The organism is Streptomyces sp. NPDC031265, assembly GCF_055570295.1.
The window spans coordinates 25181-43729 of the sequence record NZ_JBVIHM010000006.1 but is presented as its reverse complement, the minus strand read 5'-3'; the positions used below and the strand labels follow the sequence as shown (position 1 = coordinate 43729).

The window sequence follows — 18549 nt, the reverse complement described above, 5'->3', positions numbered from 1 at the left end:
GCGGGGCACGGGGAGAGCGTCGGGCAGGCCGGTCAGTCGCGCCAGGGGGCGTTCACGTCACTTGCCGCCGCACGTCCTGGCGTCGACGTGCAGGGCGAGCGCGGTGTCCGGGGCGAGGGTCGCGGCGAACTGTCCGCTGCCGTCGACCGTGACGCTCCGGCCGCTCTGCACGTCGCAGTAGCCGCCCGCGGGCAGCGACGTCTGGAAGGTGCGGGTGAGCGAGGAGCCCTCGTGGTTGATGGCCACGTACGCCTTGGCGCCGCGGCCGAAGGCGATGGCGTTGCCGCCGTTGTCCCACCAGTTGGTGACCGCCGCGGTGCCGGCCGTGTTGCGGAATTTGACCATGGAGCGGACCTCGGGCCAGGCGTGCTGGCACTTCCACCCGTCGCTGTAACAGGCGCTCACCTGGCCGTTGTTGGGCGGGCCCGCGTCCTTGTCGCTGAACACATAGCCGGAGTGGACGTCCGGGGAGCCGTAGGGCCAGGCCAGCATGAAGACATGGGCCAGGGTGTACCGGGCGCCGTCGTTGTAGGTGAGCGTCTGGCCGCCGCGCTCGGTGTCGTGGTTGTCGACGAAGACCGAGGCCTTGCCCGAGGTCATATAGCCCCAGCCCTCGCCGAAGTTCTTCAGGTACGCGAGCTTCTCGTTGTTGAACACCCGCTTGAGGTCCCAGGAGTAGCGGAACTCCTGGGCGTCGCCGGTGTTGAAGTACTCGGTGGGCTGTACGGCCTCGCCCGCGCCGTAGATCGTCTCCTGCTTCCAGTAGACGCCCGGGTTGCTCAGCCGGGACTTGATGGCGGCGAGGTCGTCCTCGGGGATGTGCTTGGCCGCGTCGACGCGGAAGCCGTCGACGCCGAGCGAGAGCAGGTCGTTCAGGTATCCGGCGACGGTGTTGCGGACGTACTCCTCGCCGGTGTCGAGGTCGGCGAGGCCGACGAGCTCGCAGTGCTGGACGTTCCAGCGGTCCTGGTAGTTGGTGATCTCGGACTTGCAGTCGTCCAGGTCGGCGCCGGAGTACGCGCCGGGGTAGTTGTACTTCGTGTACGCCGATCCGGCGGATCCGGTGCCGGAACCGCTCGCCATGTGGTTGACCACCGAGTCGGCGACGACCTTGACGCCCGCCGCGTGGCAGGTGTCCACCATGGAGCGGAAGGCGGCGCGGTCGCCGAGCCGGCTGCCGATCTTGTAGCTCACGGGCTGGTACGCGGTCCACCAGGCGGCGCCCTGTATACGTTCCTGGGGCGGGGACACCTGGACGTATCCATAGCCGTCGGGGCCGAGTTCGTCGGTGCAGGCCTTGGCGACCGAGGCGAAGTTCCATTCGAAGAGGACGGCGGTCACGTCCTTGGGCCCGGGTGCGGCGGCCTGTGACTGCGGGGCGCCGAGGACGACGCTGCTCGCGGCCCCCGCGACGAGCGCGACGGCGGCGGCCAGTGATCTGCGCGTGCGGCGGGTGCGGGGGGTGCCGGCGGTACGAGCGTCCATGGGGGGGGGACCTCCGTGCGGGGATGCGGGGGACGGAGCGGTCTCCCGGGCGGCGCGGCCCGGCCACCCAGGAGGGCTCTGAATGTTCTTGCTGAAACAACCGGAAAGCTATTGCGGTCGAGACCGTAGGCGGCCCGGACGGCCTGGTCAACCCTTTGGACACACCGTCGCCATGCCTGTGAAATCTCACCGCCTTCTCTCCGCAAAGCCTTTCGCAAGAGATTGCAGTGATGTTACTTTCAACCACAACTCGGCCCCGGACGCGCCCGAACGGCCGGAGCCGCCGCACCCGGGGGCGCGACGGCTCTTGGACGTCAGAGGGACGGGGTCTCAGAAGGAGAGAGCCTCAGAAGCCGATCGCCTCGCGGACGAGCACGACGGTGCTGCGCTGCGGAACGACCTCGCGGGCGTTGATGAGGATCTTGGCGACGACACTGCGCTTGCCGTACGCCTGCTGGGCGCGGACGTCCTCCTTGGGCAGCGAGTACGACTCGATGCGGCGCAGCGCGGTGTCCAGGTCGGCGACGACCTTCTGGGCGCCGACCACCCAGACCGCCCGGCCCGCGCCGAACGCGTACGCGGCGAGCTGACTGCCGCTCGCGGAGGCGGTGACGAGACGGCCGTCCTCGGTCACGGCGTGCACGCTGCCGACGACGACGTCGGGCGCGGAGCGCGTGGTGCGCACATCGTCGTTGCGGACGCGCGGGTCCCAGTCGGCCTGCTCGGCACGGATGCTCTTGAACCGGCCCGACGCGTCGATGTCCTCCTGGATCCCGGAGAGCCGCAGGGTCTCGCTGGTCGAGGCGAAGATCGCCTTGTCGGTCGGCAGAGCCTCGGCGACGAGCTCGCGGGCGTCGGCGGCGGTGTCCACTATGTGCACGGCAAACCCGTTGCCGCGCAGGGCCTCGGCGGCCCGTTCGATGCTCTCTGCGCTCGCGGCGACCGCGAAGGTCTCGTCGGCGGGCAGTGTGGTGACGGTCTTCTCGCTCATGATCAGAAAACTAAGCGCCGGGACGCGAGTCTCGTTCGAGCGTCGCTGGATCGGGCAACTGCGGAGCCCCGGCCATCGCATAGGCTCGGCCACGACATGAAGAGCAACCTCGCCCCGCTGGCGCCCAAGGCCGACCAGGACACCGTGCGGCGGCACAACCTCAGCCTGGTGCTCCGGGCGGTCCACGACGAGGGTGAGACGACCCGGGCGGGCGTCGCGGCGCGCGTCGGGCTGACCCGGGCAGCCGTGTCCTCCCTGGTCGAGCAGCTCATGGAGGGCGGCTTCCTCACGGAGTCGGGCAAGACGTTCAGCGGGCAGGCGGGGCGCCCCGGCACCGTCCTCAAGCCGGCCAGGACCGGCGCCGCCGGGGTCGGCGTCGAGATCAACGTCGACTATGTGACCGTATGCGTGGTGGATCTGACCGGAACCGACCGGGTGCGGCTCACCGAGCACCTGGACAACCGGGTCGCGGCGCCCGCCGAGGTGCTGGCCCGGGCGGCCCGGATCGCCTCGCACGCGCTGGACTCCGCCCGGCAGCAGGAGCTGCGGCCCGCCGGGGTGACGCTCGCCCTGCCGGGCCTGGTCGCGGGCGGCACGGTCCGCCAGGCACCGAACCTGGGCTGGAACGGCGTCCCGGCCGACGCCCTGTTCGCACGGGCCCTCACGGAGTGCCCCCACACCCTTGCCCTGCCGGTGAGTTCGGAGAACGAGGCCAACCTCGCGGCGCTCGCCGAGCTCTGGTTCGGCGGCCCGGGCGAGGCCCGTACGTTCCTCTACCTCTCCGGTGAGATCGGCGTGGGCGGCGCCCTCGTCCTCAACGGCGAACTCCTGCGCGGCGCGCACGGCTTCGCCGGGGAGATCGGCCACGTGCCGGTGGACCCGGCCGGCCCCGCCTGCCGCTGCGGGGCGCGGGGCTGCCTGGAGCAATACGCGGGCCAGTCGGCGCTGCTGCGCGGGGCGGGCATCGAGGAGGACGCCGGGGCGGCGGGCGTGGCCGAGCTGGAGCGCCGGGCGCGGGCGGGCGACGAGCGCGCGCTGGCGGCGCTCGGCACGGCCGGGCTGATGCTGGGCCGGGTGCTCGCGGGCGCGGTGAACCTCATCGACCCGGAGGCCGTGGTGCTCGGCGGTGTCTACCGCGCACTGGCGCCTTGGCTGTCGCCCCCGGCCGAGGCCGAGCTCGCCGCCAGGGTGGTGTCGGGTCTGTGGCCCCGCGACTCCGGCCGCCTGCGCGCCTCGTCCCTCGCGGGGGACGCGGCCCGGGGCGCGGCGGCCCTGGTGGTGGAGGCGGTGCTCGACGATCCGGCGGGGTGGACGGAGGGGGCGGCGAGCTGAGCCGCGCGGCCCCGGCGCCGGCTTCAGGAGGCGCCCGCTCGCCCAAGAGGTGTGTCGCCCGGCCGGGCTGTCCGCCGGGCGACACACCCGCCCCGGACGCACCCCTCAGCGCACCCCCATCAAGTGCTCCATCGCCAGCTGGTCCAGCTGCTCGAACGCCATACCGCGCGCCCCCGCCGCCTCCGCGTCGAAGTCCTCGAAGGCCGAGCGGTCCCCGAGCAGCCCGGCCAGGCCGTCCGCCGCCGTCGGGCGGGCGAGGTCGTCGAGGCGGGAGGCCCGCAGCGCCTCCCGTACCGCAGGGTCGGCGCGGAACGCCGCCGAACGCTCCCGCAGGATCAGGTAGTTGCGCATGTTCCCGGCGGCCGAGGCCCACACCCCGTCGGCGTCCTCCGTGCGCGGCGGCTTGAAGTCGAAGTGGCGCGGGCCCTCGTACCCCGCCGACTCCAGGAGGTCGACCAGCCAGAACGCGTCCCGCAGGTTCCCCGCGCCGAACCGCAGGTCCTGGTCGTACTTGATGCCGGACTGGCCGTTGAGGTCGATGTGGAAGAGCTTTCCGGCCCAGAGCGCCTGGGCGATGCCGTGGGTGAAGTTGAGCCCGGCCATCTGCTCGTGCCCGGTCTCCGGGTTGACGCCGACCAGCTCCGGGCGCTCCAGACGCTCGATGAAGGCGAGCGCGTGCCCGACCGTCGGCAGCAGGATGTCGCCGCGCGGCTCGTTCGGCTTGGGCTCGACCGCGAACCGCAGGTCGTACCCCTGGCTCACCACGTACTCGCCCAGCAGGTCGAAGGCCTCCTTCATCCGGTCGAGCGCCACCCGTACGTCCTTCGCGGCCCCGGACTCCGCGCCCTCACGGCCGCCCCACGCCACGTACACCCTGGCGCCGAGCTCCACGGCAAGGTCGATGTTGCGGATCGTCTTGCGCAGCGCGTACCGGCGTACGTCCCGGTCGTTGGCGGTGAAGGCGCCGTCCTTGAAGACGGGGTGGGTGAAGAGGTTGGTGGTGGCCATCGGCACCGCGAGGCCGGTGGCGTCGAGGGCCACCCGGAACCGCTTGATGTGGGCGCTGCGTTCGGCGCCGGACGAGCCGAACGGAATCAGGTCGTCGTCGTGGAAGGTCACCCCGTACGCCCCGAGCTCCGCGAGCCGGTGGACCGTCGCGACCGGGTCGAGGGCGGGCCTGGTCGCGTCGCCGAACGGGTCGCGCCCCTGCCAGCCCACGGTCCACAGACCGAAGGTGAACTTGTCCTCGGGGGTGGGAGTGAAGCGTTCCGTCATCGTCGTGTCCACCTCGGTGCGGGGCGCCCGACGGAGCCCCTGCGGCTATTTGTTTGCTGACCTTACGAATATGACATGATCTCTGCGGCTTCCGTAACCCCCGGGCCGTCATCTAATTTGTTTCGCGCACGCTCAAATGTTCGCTCGCCCATCGGGACCGGCCAAGAACCGGGTCCGCCCGCAGGAGAAGGGGTGCCCGGATGCCGCAGGCCCCGGTCGTCATCGGTGTGGACAGCTCCACCCAGTCCACCAAGGCGCTGATCGCCGACGCGGAGACCGGGCGGCCGCTCGCCGTCGGCCGCGCCCCGCACCGGGTCGACGGCGCCGCCGGGGCCCGCGAGAGCGACCCCGAGCTGTGGTGGCGGGCGCTGTGCGAGGCGGTCGCGGCCGGGCTGAAGGAGGCGGGGGTGGCCGCGTCCGCCGTCACCGGCATCGCGGTCGCCGGACAGCAGCACGGCCTGGTCGTCCTGGACCGCGCCGGGCGCCCGCTGCGCCCGGCCCTGCTCTGGAACGACACCCGCTCGGCCCCGCAGGCCGCCGCCCTCACCGAGGCGCTCGGCGGCCCGGCCGCCTGGACCGCGCGCACCGGCTCGGTGCCCGTCGCCGCCGTGACCGCCGCCAAGTGGCGCTGGCTGTACGAGAACGAGCCCGCGCACGCCTCGGGCGCCGCCGGGGTCCGCCTCCCCCACGACTTCCTCACCGAGCGCCTCGCCGGAACCGCCGCGACCGATCCCGGGGACGCCTCGGGCACCGGCTGGTACTCGACGGCGACCGGCTCCTACGACCCCGAACTGCTCGAACTCCTCCGCCTTGACGCCCACTTGCTGCCCGAGGTCGCCGCCACCGGGGCCACCCGGGCGGGATCCCTTACGGCCCGGGCCGCCGAGGCGCTCGGGCTGCCCGCCGGGATCGCGGTCGCCGCCGGGACCGGCGACAACATGGCCGCCGCCGTGGGCCTCGGGCTCGGCGGCGCGGGCCTGCTCGACCACCCCGTCCTCAGCCTCGGCACCTCCGGCACGGTCTTCGCCGCCACCCGGACCCGCCCCGGCTCGCCCGCGCTCTCCGGGTTCGCCGCCGCCGACGGCACCTTCCTCCCGCTCGCCTGCACCCTCAACTGCACACTCGCCGTCGACAAGGTCGCGGCCCTGCTCGGGCTCGGCCGCGACGACGCCGAACCCGGCGGCGAAGCGGTGCTCCTGCCGTACCTCGACGGCGAGCGCACCCCCGACCTGCCGACCGCCGCCGGGCTGCTCACGGGCCTGCGCCACACCACCACCGGGCCCCAACTCCTGGGCGCGGCCTACGAAGGCGCGGTCTTCACCGCCCTGCGCGCCCTCGACGACCTGCTGCGCGTCTGCGGGCTCGACCCCGCCGGGGCCGCGGCCCGTCCGCTGCGGCTGATCGGCGGCGGCGCCCGGGGCCGTACCTGGGTCGAGACCGTACGACGGCTCTCCGGCCGGCCGCTGATCGTCCCCCGGGCCACCGAGCTGGTCGCGCTCGGCGCCGCCGCACTGGCCGCGGCGGCCGTCTCCGGCGCGGACCCGGTGGCGACCGCGGGCGCGTGGGGCACCGGCGAGGGCGCCGCGCTTGAACCGGTCGCCCGTGACACCGCGGCCTGGGAGCGCATCGCCTCCGTCCTCGACCGGGCGGCGCCGGTCCTCGGCTGAACCGGTCCGACGGTCACCGCGACGATTGACGTGCCACCAACTCCCCTTTACCTTCGAGGCGTTGCTCGTCATACGTCATATATGAGACGCGACATGTGAGAGGTGGGCCCGCCATGGCCTTCACCCCGGCCCCCATCCCCTCCCGTACCGAGTACGTGCTCGACGCGATCAAGCAGTCCATCCTCGCCGGCCGGCTCTCCCCGGGGCAGGCGCTCGTCGAGGCCGAGCTGGCCGCGCAGTTCGGCGTGTCCAAGACCCCGGTGAGGGAAGCGCTCAAGACGCTGGCGGGGACCGGGCTCGTGGTGATGAACCAGTACAAGGGCGTCGCCGTGCGCGCCGTCGACGCGGACATGGCCCGCCAGGTCTACGACGTACGCCTGCTGCTCGAACCCGAGGCGCTGCGCCGCACCGTGAAGCGCCTCGCGCCGCTGGAAGCCGCCGGGGCCGCCCTCGACCGGGCCGACCGCGCGGCCGACACCGCCGGACGGGCGCTGGCCAACCGGCAGTTCCACCGCGCCCTGTATCTGCCCTGCGGCAACCCCCTGCTCACCAGGACGCTCGACGACATCCGCGACCAGGCCGCCCTGGTGGCGACGGCCGTCTGGGCCACCGAACCGTCCTGGGATCGGGAGGCCCGGGAGCACCGCGCGATCCTGCGGCTCGCGAGGGCCGGGGAGGCGGAGGCCTCGGCCGACGCCCTGCGCGAGCACATCGAGTCCTTCGTCCGCCGCGCGTTCCCCGAAGGAGACAACGGAGTATGACCGCACGCGAGTTCCCCGACCTCACCGCCGTACGGATCGCACTCGCCGATGTCGTGGCGATCCCCGTCACCCCGTTCGCCGCTGACGGCTCCCTCGACACAGCCGCCCACCGCGCCCTGATCCACCGGCTGCTCGACGGCGGTGTGCGCACCCTCACCCCCAACGGGAACACGGGCGAGTTCTACGCCCTCTCCCCCGCCGAGCGCCGAGCCGTGACGGAGCTGACCGTCGAGGAGACGGCCGGACGGGCCTCGGTCCTGGCCGGGGTGGGCCTGGACGTCCCCACCGCCGTGGCCTCGGCGCGGCACGCCCGGGAGGCGGGCGCGCAGATGGTGATGGTGCACCAGCCGGTCCATCCGTACCTCTCGCCGGGCGGCTGGCTCGACTACCACCGGGCGATCGCGGAGGCGGTGCCGGAACTGGGGGTCGTACCGTACGTCCGCGATCCCCTGCTCGACGGCGAACTCCTGTTGCAGCTGGGCGAGTCGTGTCCCAATGTGGTGGGGGTGAAGTACGCGGTGCCGGACGCGGCGCGGTTCGCCGCGTTCGCGCGGGACGCGGGTCTGGACCGCTTCGTGTGGGTGGCGGGCCTCGCCGAGCTGTACGCGCCGTCGTTCTTCGCCGTGGGCGCCACCGGTTTCACCTCCGGTCTGGTGAACGCGGCCCCCCGGATGTCGCTGGGGATGCTCGCCGCCCTGCGCGCCGGGGACTATCCGAAAGCCATGAAGACCTGGGAGCGGATCCGCGGGTTCGAGGAGCTGCGCGCGGCCGACCGCTCCGCCGACAACGTCTCGGTCGTGAAGGAGGCGCTCGCCTCGCTCGGACTGTGCCGGCGCGAGGTCCGCCCGCCCAGCCGCGTCCTGCCCGAGGAGCGGCGCGCCGCGGTGGCCGCCCTGGTGGCCGGGTGGGAGCGGTGACGCTCCGCCCCGAGCGGCTGCGCAGCCACCAGTGGTACGGCACCGACGGCCTGCGCTCCTTCAGCCACCGCGCCCGCACCCGCCAGCTCGGCTATCTGCCCGAGGAGCACCTGGGCAAGCCGGTGATCGCGATCCTCAACACCTGGTCGGACATCAACCCCTGCCACGTCCATCTGCGCGACCGCGCGCAGGCCGTCAAACGCGGGGTGTGGCAGGCGGGCGGCTTCCCGCTGGAGTTCCCGGTGGCCACCCTCTCGGAGACCTTCCAGAAGCCGACGCCGATGCTCTACCGCAACCTCCTCGCCATGGAGACGGAGGAGCTGCTGCGCTCGTATCCGGTGGACGGCGCGGTGCTGATGGGCGGCTGCGACAAGTCGACGCCCGCGCTGCTGATGGGCGCGGCCAGCGCCGATCTGCCGGCCGTGTTCGTACCGGCCGGACCGATGCTGCCGGGGCACTGGCGCGACCAGGTCCTGGGCTCCGGCACGGACATGTGGAAGTACTGGGACGACAAGCGCGCCGGGCTGCTCGGCGACTGCGAACTGGCCGAGCTGGAGAGCGGCTTGGCCCGCTCCCCCGGCCACTGCATGACCATGGGCACGGCCTCCACGCTCACGGCCGCGGCCGAGGCGCTGGGCGTCACCGTTCCCGGCGCCTCCTCGATCCCGGCGGTCGACTCCGGGCACGACCGGATGGCCGCCGCCTCCGGGCTGCGGATCGTCGAACTCGTCCGCCAGGACGTGAAGCTGTCGAAGATCCTGACCCGCGAGGCGTACGAGGACGCCGTCACCACGGTCCTGGCGCTCGGCGGCTCCACCAACGCCGTGATCCACCTCATCGCCATGGCCGGGCGCTCCGGGGTGCGGCTGGCCCTCGACGACTTCGACCGGATCGCGCGCACGGTCCCGGTGCTGGCGAACGTACGGCCCGGCGGGCGCCATCTGATGGAGGACTTCCACTTCGCGGGGGGCCTGCCGGGACTGCTCTCCCGCCTCACCGGCCTCCTCCACCTCGACCGCCCCACGGTCGCCCACCCCACCCTGCGCGAACAGCTGGCCGGGGCCCGGGTCCACGACGACGAGGTGATCCGGCCGCGCGAGAAGGCTCTGGCGGCCGAGGGCGGTCTGGCGGTGCTGCGTGGGAACCTCTGCCCCGACGGAGCGGTGATCAAGCACATCGCGGCGGAGCCCCGGCTCCTGAGGCACACCGGCCCGGCGGTGGTCTTCGACGACTACCGCACGATGCAGCGCACCATCGACGACCCCGCGCTCGCACTCACCCCCGACCACGTGCTGGTGCTGCGCGGTGCGGGCCCGCGCGGCGGCCCCGGTATGCCGGAGTACGGGATGCTGCCGATCCCCGACTATCTGCTGCGCCGGGGCGTGCGCGACATGCTGCGGATCTCCGACGCCCGGATGAGCGGCACGAGTTACGGGGCGTGCGTGCTGCACATCGCCCCCGAGTCGTATGTCGGCGGGCCGCTCGCGCTGGTGCGCACGGGCGACCTGATCACGCTGGACGTCGCGGCGCGCAGCCTCCGCCTCCAGGTGTCCGAGGAGGAGCTGGCCCAGCGCCGCGCCGCCTGGACGCCGCCCCCGCCCCGCTACGAGCGGGGGTACGGCGCCCTCTACAGCGATCAGATCACTCAGGCCGACACCGGCTGCGACTTCACCTTCCTGGCCGCGCCGGGGCGGGTGCCCGATCCGTACGCGGGCTGAGTGGCCGCGTACTCACCGGCTCTCGCGCAGCAGCTCGGCCAGGGCGCTGTCCATGTCGAGGTCCTGGTTCTCGACCTCGGCGGAGACGGCCGCGTAGGTGTGGAAGAGGAAGCGGCGCAGTGCCGCCGTGCCGAATTCGAGGAGCGCCAGGCCGTCCGGGGAGCGCAGCTCCACCATGGTCTGTGCCCGCCCGCGCGGCCACACGTGCACATCGCCGGTGCCGGCCGGGGCGCGCAGTCCCCTGTCGATGAGGTTGCGGGCGAAGACCCAGGTCACGCCCCCGTCGTGCAGGGAGACCTCGGGCGGGAACACCATGCGGACGGCCAGGGGGTCGGAGCCGTCGTAGCTGAGGGTGACGGGGACGGGGACGCCGTGGGATGCGTCGGTGACGAGGCGGGCCAGGACGGATTCTTCGACGGTGGTGGACATCGACTCGCTCCTTGCTGCCACTCCCGATCTGTGACCTGCATCACATCACCTCAATAGTCGCATATTCAACACCTTGCTTGAGATTTCGTGCGAAAGACCCGAATGCGGCCCGCGCGGCCGGGCCCGGCGGACCCGCGAAAGAGGGGGCCTGGCGCCACCCCGCTCCGGGGCCTTGGGTCCGCTCGGCCGCCGTCGGCGGCAGGCTCGGCGAGCCGCACCCCGGGCCCGTACCCGAGGACGACTTCGCGTGCACTACGCACGTCATCCCGTACAAGGACCGGACCCGGACCCGGGGACCGCCGAGGAGGACGGCAACACGCCGGCGTACGTCCACGATCCGGAGCGCGGCGCCGCCGATCCGCTGATCCTGGCGGCGCAGGACTTCACCGGCAGGCCGCTGGCCGGATCCATCTGCCGGGCCGGGTCCCGCTCGGCTTCCACGGCAGCTGGGTGACGGACGCGTGAGCTCAGCCGAGCTGACTGAGCATGCCCATCACCGAGTTGACCGCGCTGTGCAGTGAGGGGGCGGCGGCGGTGTCGGCGAAGTAGAAACCGAACGCCGCGCAGATCACGGCGTGCGAGACCTTGGTGCCGCCCTTGCGGCAGAGGAAGAACGCGGCCACGGCGAGCGCGAGCATCAGGGGAAAATGTACGGAGGGCACGGTGTTTCACCTCGTGACCCCGAGTCTGTCGAGCACCGGCCCGCCGCGCCGAAACGGCGGTGGGCCGGTGGAAAGCACCTCCGTCACGCTACGGCCGGCGCTCACCCGTCGCCACACGGCCGGTCACCGGCCGTCATTCCCGCAGCTCGGGCGGGTCGGGGTCACACGGCGTCGGCGACGACCAGGCGGCAGCGGGGGCTGCCGTCGGGGCGCCGGCCGAGCTCGTCCAGCGCGTACAGCTCGACCCGGAACCCGGCGTCGGCGAGTTCCCGCGTCACGTCCGCGAGTGCGAAGTCCCGGTAGTACATGACGAATCGGGGCCGCCACAGCGCGTTGCGCACCCGCATCGCGGCGTCGAAGCCGAGCAGGGCCCAGTAGCCGAGGGAGCCGGGGCGGGCGGGCGCCGCGACCGGGAACGCGAAGCGGCCGCCGGGCGCCAGCACCGAGCGGACCTGGGAGAACAGGCCGGGCCGCTCACCGGGCAGGAAGTGGCCGAACGCGCCGAAGCTCACCACGAGGTCGAAGGCGGCCGGTGCGAACGGCAGGGCGCGGACGTCGGCCCGGATCCAGTCGACGGCCTCGCCCCCGGGCGTACGGGCGCGTCCCACCGCCAGCATTCCCGCGCTGAAGTCGACCCCGGCGATCCGCTCCCGGCACACCGCGCTCAGTACCGGGATGCCCGCGCCGGTGCCGCAGCACAGGTCGAGGCCGCGTTCGAAGGGGGCGAGTTCGGAGAGGGTGCGCGTGACGGCGTCGAGGACCGGCTGGGGTGTCCGGTACGGGGTGAAGTCGAACTTCGGCGCCAGCAGGTCGTAGCCGTGCTCGACCGACGACAGCGCCTGGACGGCGAGTTCGCGCAGAGTAGGGCCCTGGGAAGCGTACATCGACCTCAGCCTATAGCCTCAGAAAAGGTACCAATCGAGCGGATGGGGAGCCGCAGAGACGGGAGAAAGCCATCGTGAAATCCACTCTGCCACGTCGCTGTGTCCGGATGGCCGCGGCCAGTGCCCTGACCGTCGCCCTGCTCGCCGGCGGATCCGCCGCGGTCGCCACGGCCGCGGCCCCCACCCCCGAACCATCGCCGAGCGGCAGCAAGTACGCGTCGGCGGCGCCGGGTTCGCTGACCATCAAGGCGAGCACCACCGAGGCGAAGGCCGGTGACAAGGTCACCTTCACCGGCCGGTCCAAGGGGCTGTCCGTCGGCAGCAAGGTCGTGCTCCAGCACAAGTACCAGGGCAAGTGGACGACCCTGCACGCCGACACCACCATCAAGCAGGGCAGCAGCTACTCCCTGGACTACAAGATGAACACCAAGGGCAAGGAGGAGCTGCGGGTGATGGACGGCGCGACCGTCTCCCCGACGGTGACCGTCACCGTGAAGTGACGTCACCCCCTGGCGAAGGGCTAGTCGATCTTCAGCTCGCCCATCGCGCTCCACCCCGTCGCACCCTCGATCGTCGTGCTCACGATGTCGGGGGTGTGGCGCAGGAGCGGGCGCATCGTCTCCATGGCGGCCCTGAAGTGGTCGGAGTTCACATGCGCCTCGCCCGCGCCGTCCTGGAACGCCTCGACCAGCACATAGGTGTTCGGGTCCTCCAGGCTGCGCGACCACTCGTACCAGAGGTTGCCCGGCTCGGCACGGGTCGCGCTGGTGAAGTCCGCGAGGTGCTGGGGCCACTCCTCGGCGTATTCGGGCTTCACGGGAAACTTGACGACGATAAAGATCATTCCGTCAGTCTATGCGCGCTTTAATCACTCGGCAGCCCGACCGGGCCGAGGGTAGGGTGGCCGCGCCCAGAACTGATCCGGCCATGAAAACCGCAGGTGAGACTCATTACCACCCCTCCCCCCGACGCCGTCGTCGCCCGACTCCGCGCGGCGGGCTGTGTCTTCGCCGAGGACGAGGCCGAGTTGCTGGTCTCCACGGCCCGCACCCCGGCCGAGCTCGACGCCATGGTGGCGCGGCGCGCCGAGGGCCTGCCGCTCGAACACGTCCTGGGATGGGCCGAGTTCCACGGTGTACGGGTCGCGGTGGACCCGGGCGTCTTCGTGCCCCGGCGCCGCACCGAGTTCCTGGTGGAGCAGGCCGTTCCGCTCGCTCCGGCGGGCGCGGTCGTGGTGGACCTGTGCTGCGGCTCGGGCGCGCTGGGCGCGGCGCTGGTGGCGGGGCTCGGCGGGGCGGAGCTGCACGCGGCCGACATCGACCCGGCCGCCGTGGAGTGCGCCCGGCGCAATGTCGCCGCCGCCGGGGGCCGGGCCTACCAGGGCGATCTGTTCGCCGCGCTCCCCGCCGGGCTGCGGGGCCGCGTGGACGTCCTGCTCGCCAATGTGCCGTACGTACCGAGCGAGGAGATCGAGCTGCTCCCCTCGGAGGCGCGCGTCCATGAGGCGCGGGTGGCGCTCGACGGCGGCGCCGACGGCCTCGACGTGCTGCGCCGGGTGACCGCCGAGGCGGCCCACTGGCTGGCGCCGGGCGGCCATCTGCTCTTCGAGACGAGCGAGCGCCAGGTGCCCCTGGCCGTCGCCGCGGTCACCGGGGGCGGGCTCGTCCCGCGCGTGGCGACCTGCGAGGAGCGGTATGCCACGGTCGTCGTCGCCACCCGGCCCGCCCCGGCCGGGTAGTCACGCCATCCAGAAGAAGACGGCCGTCATCCGGCTGTCCTCGATGGTGCTGCCCCAGTAACCGGTGGCGGTGTGGATCATGTTGGCGTTGTAGAGGAGCAGCCGGTTGTAGCGGTGGGCGACGCGGACGTCCTCGGTGAAGGAGTCCGACGGCACGAACCGGGTGCCGAGCGCCTCGACCAGGTTGGTGTGCGGGGCCGCGACCAGATTGCCGCCGAGGACTCCGCCGGGCAGGCTCTGCCGGTAGAAGCTGGTGCCGCAGTCCTTGGGCACGCCCGGGTTGAGGTAGAGCACGGCCGCGTACCGGCACAGCGCGCGCGAGTCGGTGTGCGGGCGCGGCTCGCTCTCGTCCTTGCCGACGACCTGGACGCAGTTGTGGTTGAGCTTGGCGCCGCCGGGCGCCTTCTGCAGCCACAGCTCACGCGCGCCGGTCGCCTTCTTCACCAGCCGCTCCACCCGGGCCAGTTCAGCGGGCTCCAGGCCCGGCATGGTACGCAGCCCCGGCCAGGTCTCGGGCTTGCGGGGGTACCCCTCGACCCAGTCGTCCTTGGCGAGGCAGCGCGCGCGGACCTCGTCGACGTTGGGCAGGACGTCGTCGAGGACCCAGTAGTCCCGGCCGGGCGTGGGTCTGCGGTACGGGAGGACCGGAAGTGAGGAGCGGTTGGCGGACATGCGGCCGAACCTAGTTCCGCAACCCTCCGTCGCCGTCCGCGAGTTGGTCAACCTTGTTTCAAGGTGTGGTGAAGCCGCACTCCGTGACGAAGGGCGCATTGCGGGGACATCCCGGCGGGATGTCCCCGCAATGGCAAAGGCCGCTCCAATTACGTCCCAGGAGACGGCTGCGGCGCAGGTCAGACCTTGCGGCCGACGCCGCCGAACATGGCCACCTCGGCCGGCTCGCCGTCCGCCGCATCCTCGGGCCGCCACCGCGAGCACGACACCACGCCGGGCTCCAGGACCTCCAGGCCGTCGAAGAAGCGGGCGGTCTGCTCGGGGGTGCGCTGGGTGAGCTTGGGGGTGCCGTGCTCGTTCCAGAACGCCACCGCCTGGTCGACGTCCGGCATCTCGGGGTGGGTCACCGTGTGCGAGAGGACCAGATAGCTGCCGGGGGCCAGCTTCTCCATGATCCGGTGCACCAGGCCGTACGCCTGGGCGTCGTCCTCGATGAAGATGACCACGCCGAGCAGCATCAGCGCGACCGGCTGCGTCAAGTCCAGCGTCTTCGAGGCGTGTTCCAGGATGCCGTCGACATCGCGCAGATCGGCGTCGAGGTAGTCGGTCCGCCCCTCGGGCGTGCTGGTCAGCAGCGCGCGGGCGTGGGCGAGCACCAGCGGGTCGTTGTCGACGTAGACGATCCGCGACTCGGGCGCGATGCGCTGCGCCACCTCGTGGGTGTTGTCGGCGGTGGGCAGACCGGTGCCGACGTCGAGGAACTGCCGGATGCCGCGGTCGGCCACCAGGTGGCGGACTGCGCGGCCGAGGAAGAGCCGGTCCGCGCGCGCGTAGTCGCCGATGCCGGGGTGGAGCTGCCGGATCTGGTCGCCGACCGCGCGGTCGACCTCGTAGTTGTCCTTGCCGCCGAGCCAGTAGTTCCAGATCCGGGCCGTGTGCGGCTGGGAGGTGTTGATTCTGCTCCGAACGTGCTCGGGAGCATCGAGGTGGGCGGGGTTCTCGGTCACGGGCGTCTTCTCCTGGGGCCTGGTGGAACTGTCAATGATCAGCCTAGATGGCCAAGTTGAGCCGCGTCCTGGAAGCCCGTCGGCCGGTGCCCGGGCAGGCGGGTGTCCGGATGACGTCATCGGCGCGCCTGACGCGTTCCGGGGCGAAGTCACCCCCAGTCTCATACGATCATGGCTGAACGGTTCCGCTCCTCAGCCACCCCCGTATCCATGGAGGTCAACCGTGACCAGGACGGCTCACCGTATCCGCAGTCTGACCACCGCCGCAGCCGCTACGGCCGGGCTGCTGCTCGTCGCCACCGGCTGCTCGTCGGGCGGTGGCGGCGCCGGGGAGGCCGCGGGCGGGGTGCCGGTGGTCAAGAAGGGCAAGCTGACCACCTGCACCCACCTGCCCTATCCGCCGTTCCAGTCGGAGCAGAACGGCAAGGTCGTGGGGTTCGACGTGTCCCTGATCGACCTCGTCGCCAAGAACCTCAAGGTCGAACAGAAGATCCTCGACACCCCGTTCGAGAACTTCAAGACCGGTGCCTTCCTCAACTCCGGCGAGTGCGACCTCGCCGCCGCCGGCATGACCATCACCGACGAGCGCAAGAAGAACGTCGACTTCTCCGTCCCCTACTTCGACGCCACCCAGGCGCTCCTCGCCACCAAGAAGAGCGGCGTCACCTCGCTGGCCGACCTCAAGGCCAAGGGCAAGAAGCTCGGCGCCCAGGCCGAGACCACCGGCGAGAGCTACGCCACCGGCAAGGGCTTCAACCCGGTCGCCTTCGAGAGCTCCGACGCGGTGATCAACGGTCTGCGCACCGGCCAGGTCGACGCCGTGGTGATCGACTACCCGGTGGTCCAGGACTGGCTCAAGGACAAGGCCAACGCCGACCAGTTCGCCCTGGTGGAGAACATCTCGACCGGCGAGCAGTACGGCTTCTCGGTCAAGAAGGGCAACACCAAGCTGCTCGCCGCCATCGACAAGGCCGTCACCGACGCCAAGGCGGACGGCACGTACAAGAAGATCTACGAACAGTGGATCGGACCGCTGCCCAAGGCCCAGCCGTGACCTCACGCCTGACGAGGCGTCAACGAAGGCGCGTCTCTCAGGGCATCCAGTACGCGGTCTTCGTGGCGGTGCTGATCACCATCGGCGTGCTGGCCGACTGGGACCGGCTGCAGAACCAGTTCGCGCAGACCGACCTGATCGGGAAGCTCTTCCCGGACATCATCACCATCGCCCTGCGCAACACCGTGGTGTACACGCTCTCCGGCTTCGCCTTCGGCCTGGTGCTCGGTCTGGTGGTCGCGCTGATGCGACTCTCGTCCGTGGCGCCCTACCGCTGGGTGGCGGGCATCTACATCGAGCTGTTCCGCGGGCTGCCCGCCCTGCTGATCTTCATCTTCGTGGGCGTGGCGGTGCCGCTGGCCTTCCCCGGCACGGAGATCCCCGGCGGTACGTACGGAAAGGTCGCCCTCGGGCTCGGTCTGGTCGCCGCGGCCTATATGGCCGAGACCATCAGGGCGGGCATCCAGGCCGTACCCAAGGGCCAGATGGAGGCGGCCCGCTCGCTGGGGTTCTCGCACGCCCGGGCCATGGTGTCGGTGATCATCCCGCAGGCGTTCCGGATCGTCATCCCGCCGCTGACCAACGAACTGGTGCTGCTCTTCAAGGACTCCTCGCTCGTGCTGTTCCTCGGGGTCACCCTGGAGGAGCGGGAGCTGACCAAGTACGGCAGGGACCTGGCCAGTCAGAGCGCCAACTCCACCCCGATCCTGGTCGCCGGGCTCTGCTACCTGATGGTGACGGTGCCCCTGAGCTTCGTGGTGCGCCGCCTAGAGGCCCGCGCCGACCGGGCGAGGTGAGGAAGCGATGCCGGAGAACGAGATCGAGATCCGAGGGCTGCGCAAGTCGTTCGGCGACAACGAGGTGCTGCGCGGCATCGACATGGAGGTCGCCCGGGGCGAGGTGGTGTGCGTCATCGGCCCCTCGGGGTCGGGCAAGTCGACGCTGCTGCGCTGTGTGAACCTCCTGGAGGAGCCGAGCGCGGGCCAGGTGTTCGTCGGCGGCACCGAGGTCACCGACCTGGACGTCGACATCGACGCGGTGCGCCGCCGTATCGGCATGGTATTCCAGCAGTTCAACCTCTTCCCTCACATCACGGTCACCGAGAACCTGGTCCTGCCGCAGCGCCGGGTACTGCGGCGGGGCAAGGCGAAGGCGGCCGCCGTGGCCCGCGAGAACCTGGCCCGGGTCGGGCTCGCCGAGAAGGCCGGCGCGTATCCCGCGCAGCTCTCCGGCGGGCAGCAGCAGCGCGTCGCCATCGCCCGGGCGCTCGCCATGGGCCCTGAGGTGATGCTCTTCGACGAGCCGACCTCGGCGCTCGACCCCGAACTCGTCGGGGATGTCCTCGCGGTGATGCGGGTGCTCGCGGGTGAGGGCATGACGATGATGGTGGTCACCCATGAGATGAGCTTCGCCCGGGAGGTCGCGGACCGGGTGGTGTTCATGGACGGCGGCGTCATCGTCGAGCAGGGCCCGGCCGCGCAGGTCGTGGGCGCCCCGCGCGAGGAGCGGACCAGGAACTTCCTCAACCGCATCCTGGACCCGGCGGCGGAGCCGGGACCCGCCTCGCAGCTGCCGCCCGAGGACGCCTGACCCACGCGTACGGACGCGTACGGACCGCCCGCCCCGGAGCTCTCCGGGGCGGGCGCCGTCGTGCCGTGCACTACCGGGTCAGAAGCCCGCGGCCTTCATCCTGTGCGTGAACCCCCAGGTGGCGATGGAGTCGCCGAGCGCGTAGCCGTCGCTCGCGTCCCACGGGCCGTGCACACCGAGCCGGACCCTGCCGTCCGCGTCCTCGTGCGCGGCCTGGCTGAAGCTGGTGAACGAGCGGGTCCTGACCGGTGCGTGCGGATCGTCGGTGGACGCCGTGAAGCTCACGTTGTCGCTCTTGGCGGCCGGCGAGAGCGCCCGGGCGCTCAGGCGCGGGGCGGGTCTTCGTCTCGTACGGATCCATGACATC

The 18549-nt window shown here is 71.9% G+C and carries 20 protein-coding genes and 1 pseudogene; 11 read left to right on the top strand and 10 right to left on the bottom strand.

Annotated features, from left to right (window positions below; all coding sequences use genetic code 11):
- Positions 1 to 63: 63 nt before the first annotated feature.
- Both ACZ499_RS12005 and ACZ499_RS12000 read right to left on the bottom strand, forming a co-directional pair.
- Positions 64 to 1485: pseudogene (locus ACZ499_RS12005) on the bottom strand (alpha-amylase); the annotation flags it as partial.
- A gap of 346 nt (positions 1486 to 1831) precedes the next feature.
- Complete coding sequence (locus tag ACZ499_RS12000) at positions 1832 to 2476, bottom strand: LUD domain-containing protein (protein WP_468674159.1); 645 nt, start codon at positions 2474 to 2476, stop codon at positions 1832 to 1834.
- 96 nt (positions 2477 to 2572) lie between these two features.
- Between ACZ499_RS12000 and ACZ499_RS11995 the strand changes: the two genes are divergently transcribed.
- The gene (locus ACZ499_RS11995; protein WP_468674157.1) at positions 2573 to 3808 is read left to right on the top strand and encodes an ROK family protein; all 1236 of its coding nucleotides are present in this window, start codon (positions 2573 to 2575) and stop codon (positions 3806 to 3808) included.
- 105 nt (positions 3809 to 3913) lie between these two features.
- Here the strand turns inward: ACZ499_RS11995 and xylA are convergent, their stop codons facing one another.
- A complete protein-coding gene (gene xylA, locus ACZ499_RS11990) occupies positions 3914 to 5083 on the bottom strand; it encodes a xylose isomerase (RefSeq protein WP_468674156.1) in 1170 nt (389 codons plus the stop codon).
- Between the two features lie 200 nt (positions 5084 to 5283).
- Between xylA and xylB the strand changes: the two genes are divergently transcribed.
- From xylB to araD, 4 genes are all read left to right on the top strand, one after another.
- Positions 5284 to 6750 carry a xylulokinase gene (gene xylB / locus ACZ499_RS11985; protein WP_468674155.1) on the top strand — a complete coding sequence of 489 codons (1467 nt, stop codon included), beginning with the start codon at positions 5284 to 5286 and terminating at the stop codon, positions 6748 to 6750.
- Positions 6751 to 6863: 113 nt separating this feature from the next.
- The gene (locus tag ACZ499_RS11980) at positions 6864 to 7511 is read left to right on the top strand and encodes a GntR family transcriptional regulator (protein ID WP_468674154.1); all 648 of its coding nucleotides are present in this window, start codon (positions 6864 to 6866) and stop codon (positions 7509 to 7511) included.
- On the top strand, positions 7508 to 8428 hold the full coding sequence (locus tag ACZ499_RS11975) for a dihydrodipicolinate synthase family protein (protein ID WP_468674153.1): 921 nt from the start codon (positions 7508 to 7510) through the stop codon (positions 8426 to 8428). The genes ACZ499_RS11980 and ACZ499_RS11975 overlap by 4 nt, the downstream gene beginning before the upstream one ends.
- Positions 8416 to 10146, top strand: a complete 1731-nt coding sequence (gene araD, locus ACZ499_RS11970) for an L-arabinonate dehydratase (protein ID WP_468674152.1) — start codon at positions 8416 to 8418, stop codon at positions 10144 to 10146. Before ACZ499_RS11975 ends, araD begins: the two co-directional genes overlap by 13 nt.
- 12 nt (positions 10147 to 10158) lie before the next feature.
- Here the strand turns inward: araD and ACZ499_RS11965 are convergent, their stop codons facing one another.
- Complete coding sequence (locus ACZ499_RS11965; RefSeq protein WP_468674151.1) at positions 10159 to 10575, bottom strand: SsgA family sporulation/cell division regulator; 417 nt, start codon at positions 10573 to 10575, stop codon at positions 10159 to 10161.
- A 247-nt stretch (positions 10576 to 10822) separates the two neighbouring features.
- On the opposite strand from ACZ499_RS11965, the gene ACZ499_RS11960 reads away from it, so the two are divergent.
- Entirely contained in the window at positions 10823 to 11029 is a 207-nt protein-coding gene (locus tag ACZ499_RS11960; protein ID WP_468674150.1) for a hypothetical protein, read from the top strand.
- 13 nt (positions 11030 to 11042) lie between these two features.
- Here the strand turns inward: ACZ499_RS11960 and ACZ499_RS11955 are convergent, their stop codons facing one another.
- Together ACZ499_RS11955 and ACZ499_RS11950 are read right to left on the bottom strand one after the other, a co-directional pair.
- Positions 11043 to 11237 (bottom strand): DUF2304 domain-containing protein, encoded by a 195-nt coding sequence (locus ACZ499_RS11955; RefSeq protein WP_468674149.1) that lies wholly within the window; start codon positions 11235 to 11237, stop codon positions 11043 to 11045.
- Positions 11238 to 11398: 161 nt separating this feature from the next.
- The gene (locus ACZ499_RS11950) at positions 11399 to 12121 is read right to left on the bottom strand and encodes a methyltransferase domain-containing protein (RefSeq protein ID WP_468674148.1); all 723 of its coding nucleotides are present in this window, start codon (positions 12119 to 12121) and stop codon (positions 11399 to 11401) included.
- A gap of 107 nt (positions 12122 to 12228) precedes the next feature.
- Here ACZ499_RS11950 and ACZ499_RS11945 point away from each other — a divergent pair, with 107 nt between their 5' ends.
- The gene (locus ACZ499_RS11945; RefSeq protein ID WP_468674146.1) at positions 12229 to 12621 is read left to right on the top strand and encodes a hypothetical protein; all 393 of its coding nucleotides are present in this window, start codon (positions 12229 to 12231) and stop codon (positions 12619 to 12621) included.
- 20 nt (positions 12622 to 12641) lie between these two features.
- On the opposite strand, the gene ACZ499_RS11940 is transcribed toward ACZ499_RS11945, so the two are convergent.
- Entirely contained in the window at positions 12642 to 12965 is a 324-nt protein-coding gene (locus tag ACZ499_RS11940) for a putative quinol monooxygenase (protein WP_468404758.1), read from the bottom strand.
- A 96-nt stretch (positions 12966 to 13061) separates the two neighbouring features.
- On the opposite strand from ACZ499_RS11940, the gene ACZ499_RS11935 reads away from it, so the two are divergent.
- Complete coding sequence (locus ACZ499_RS11935) at positions 13062 to 13859, top strand: putative protein N(5)-glutamine methyltransferase (protein WP_385823072.1); 798 nt, start codon at positions 13062 to 13064, stop codon at positions 13857 to 13859.
- Here the strand turns inward: ACZ499_RS11935 and ACZ499_RS11930 are convergent, their stop codons facing one another.
- The gene (locus ACZ499_RS11930; RefSeq protein WP_468674143.1) at positions 13860 to 14531 is read right to left on the bottom strand and encodes a DUF6445 family protein; all 672 of its coding nucleotides are present in this window, start codon (positions 14529 to 14531) and stop codon (positions 13860 to 13862) included.
- 179 nt (positions 14532 to 14710) lie between these two features.
- Positions 14711 to 15538 carry an SAM-dependent methyltransferase gene (locus ACZ499_RS11925; RefSeq protein WP_468674141.1) on the bottom strand — a complete coding sequence of 276 codons (828 nt, stop codon included), beginning with the start codon at positions 15536 to 15538 and terminating at the stop codon, positions 14711 to 14713.
- A gap of 223 nt (positions 15539 to 15761) precedes the next feature.
- On the opposite strand from ACZ499_RS11925, the gene ACZ499_RS11920 reads away from it, so the two are divergent.
- The 3 genes from ACZ499_RS11920 to ACZ499_RS11910 are packed head-to-tail and all read left to right on the top strand — an operon-like array spanning position 15762 to position 18182.
- On the top strand, positions 15762 to 16592 hold the full coding sequence (locus ACZ499_RS11920) for a transporter substrate-binding domain-containing protein (RefSeq protein ID WP_468674139.1): 831 nt from the start codon (positions 15762 to 15764) through the stop codon (positions 16590 to 16592).
- Positions 16589 to 17389 carry an amino acid ABC transporter permease gene (locus ACZ499_RS11915; RefSeq protein WP_468674137.1) on the top strand — a complete coding sequence of 267 codons (801 nt, stop codon included), beginning with the start codon at positions 16589 to 16591 and terminating at the stop codon, positions 17387 to 17389. Before ACZ499_RS11920 ends, ACZ499_RS11915 begins: the two co-directional genes overlap by 4 nt.
- Positions 17390 to 17396: 7 nt before the next feature.
- Complete coding sequence (locus ACZ499_RS11910; RefSeq protein WP_468674135.1) at positions 17397 to 18182, top strand: amino acid ABC transporter ATP-binding protein; 786 nt, start codon at positions 17397 to 17399, stop codon at positions 18180 to 18182.
- 78 nt (positions 18183 to 18260) lie between these two features.
- On the opposite strand, the gene ACZ499_RS11905 is transcribed toward ACZ499_RS11910, so the two are convergent.
- A complete protein-coding gene (locus ACZ499_RS11905) occupies positions 18261 to 18548 on the bottom strand; it encodes a hypothetical protein (RefSeq protein ID WP_468674132.1) in 288 nt (95 codons plus the stop codon).
- Position 18549: the final 1 nt, after the last annotated feature.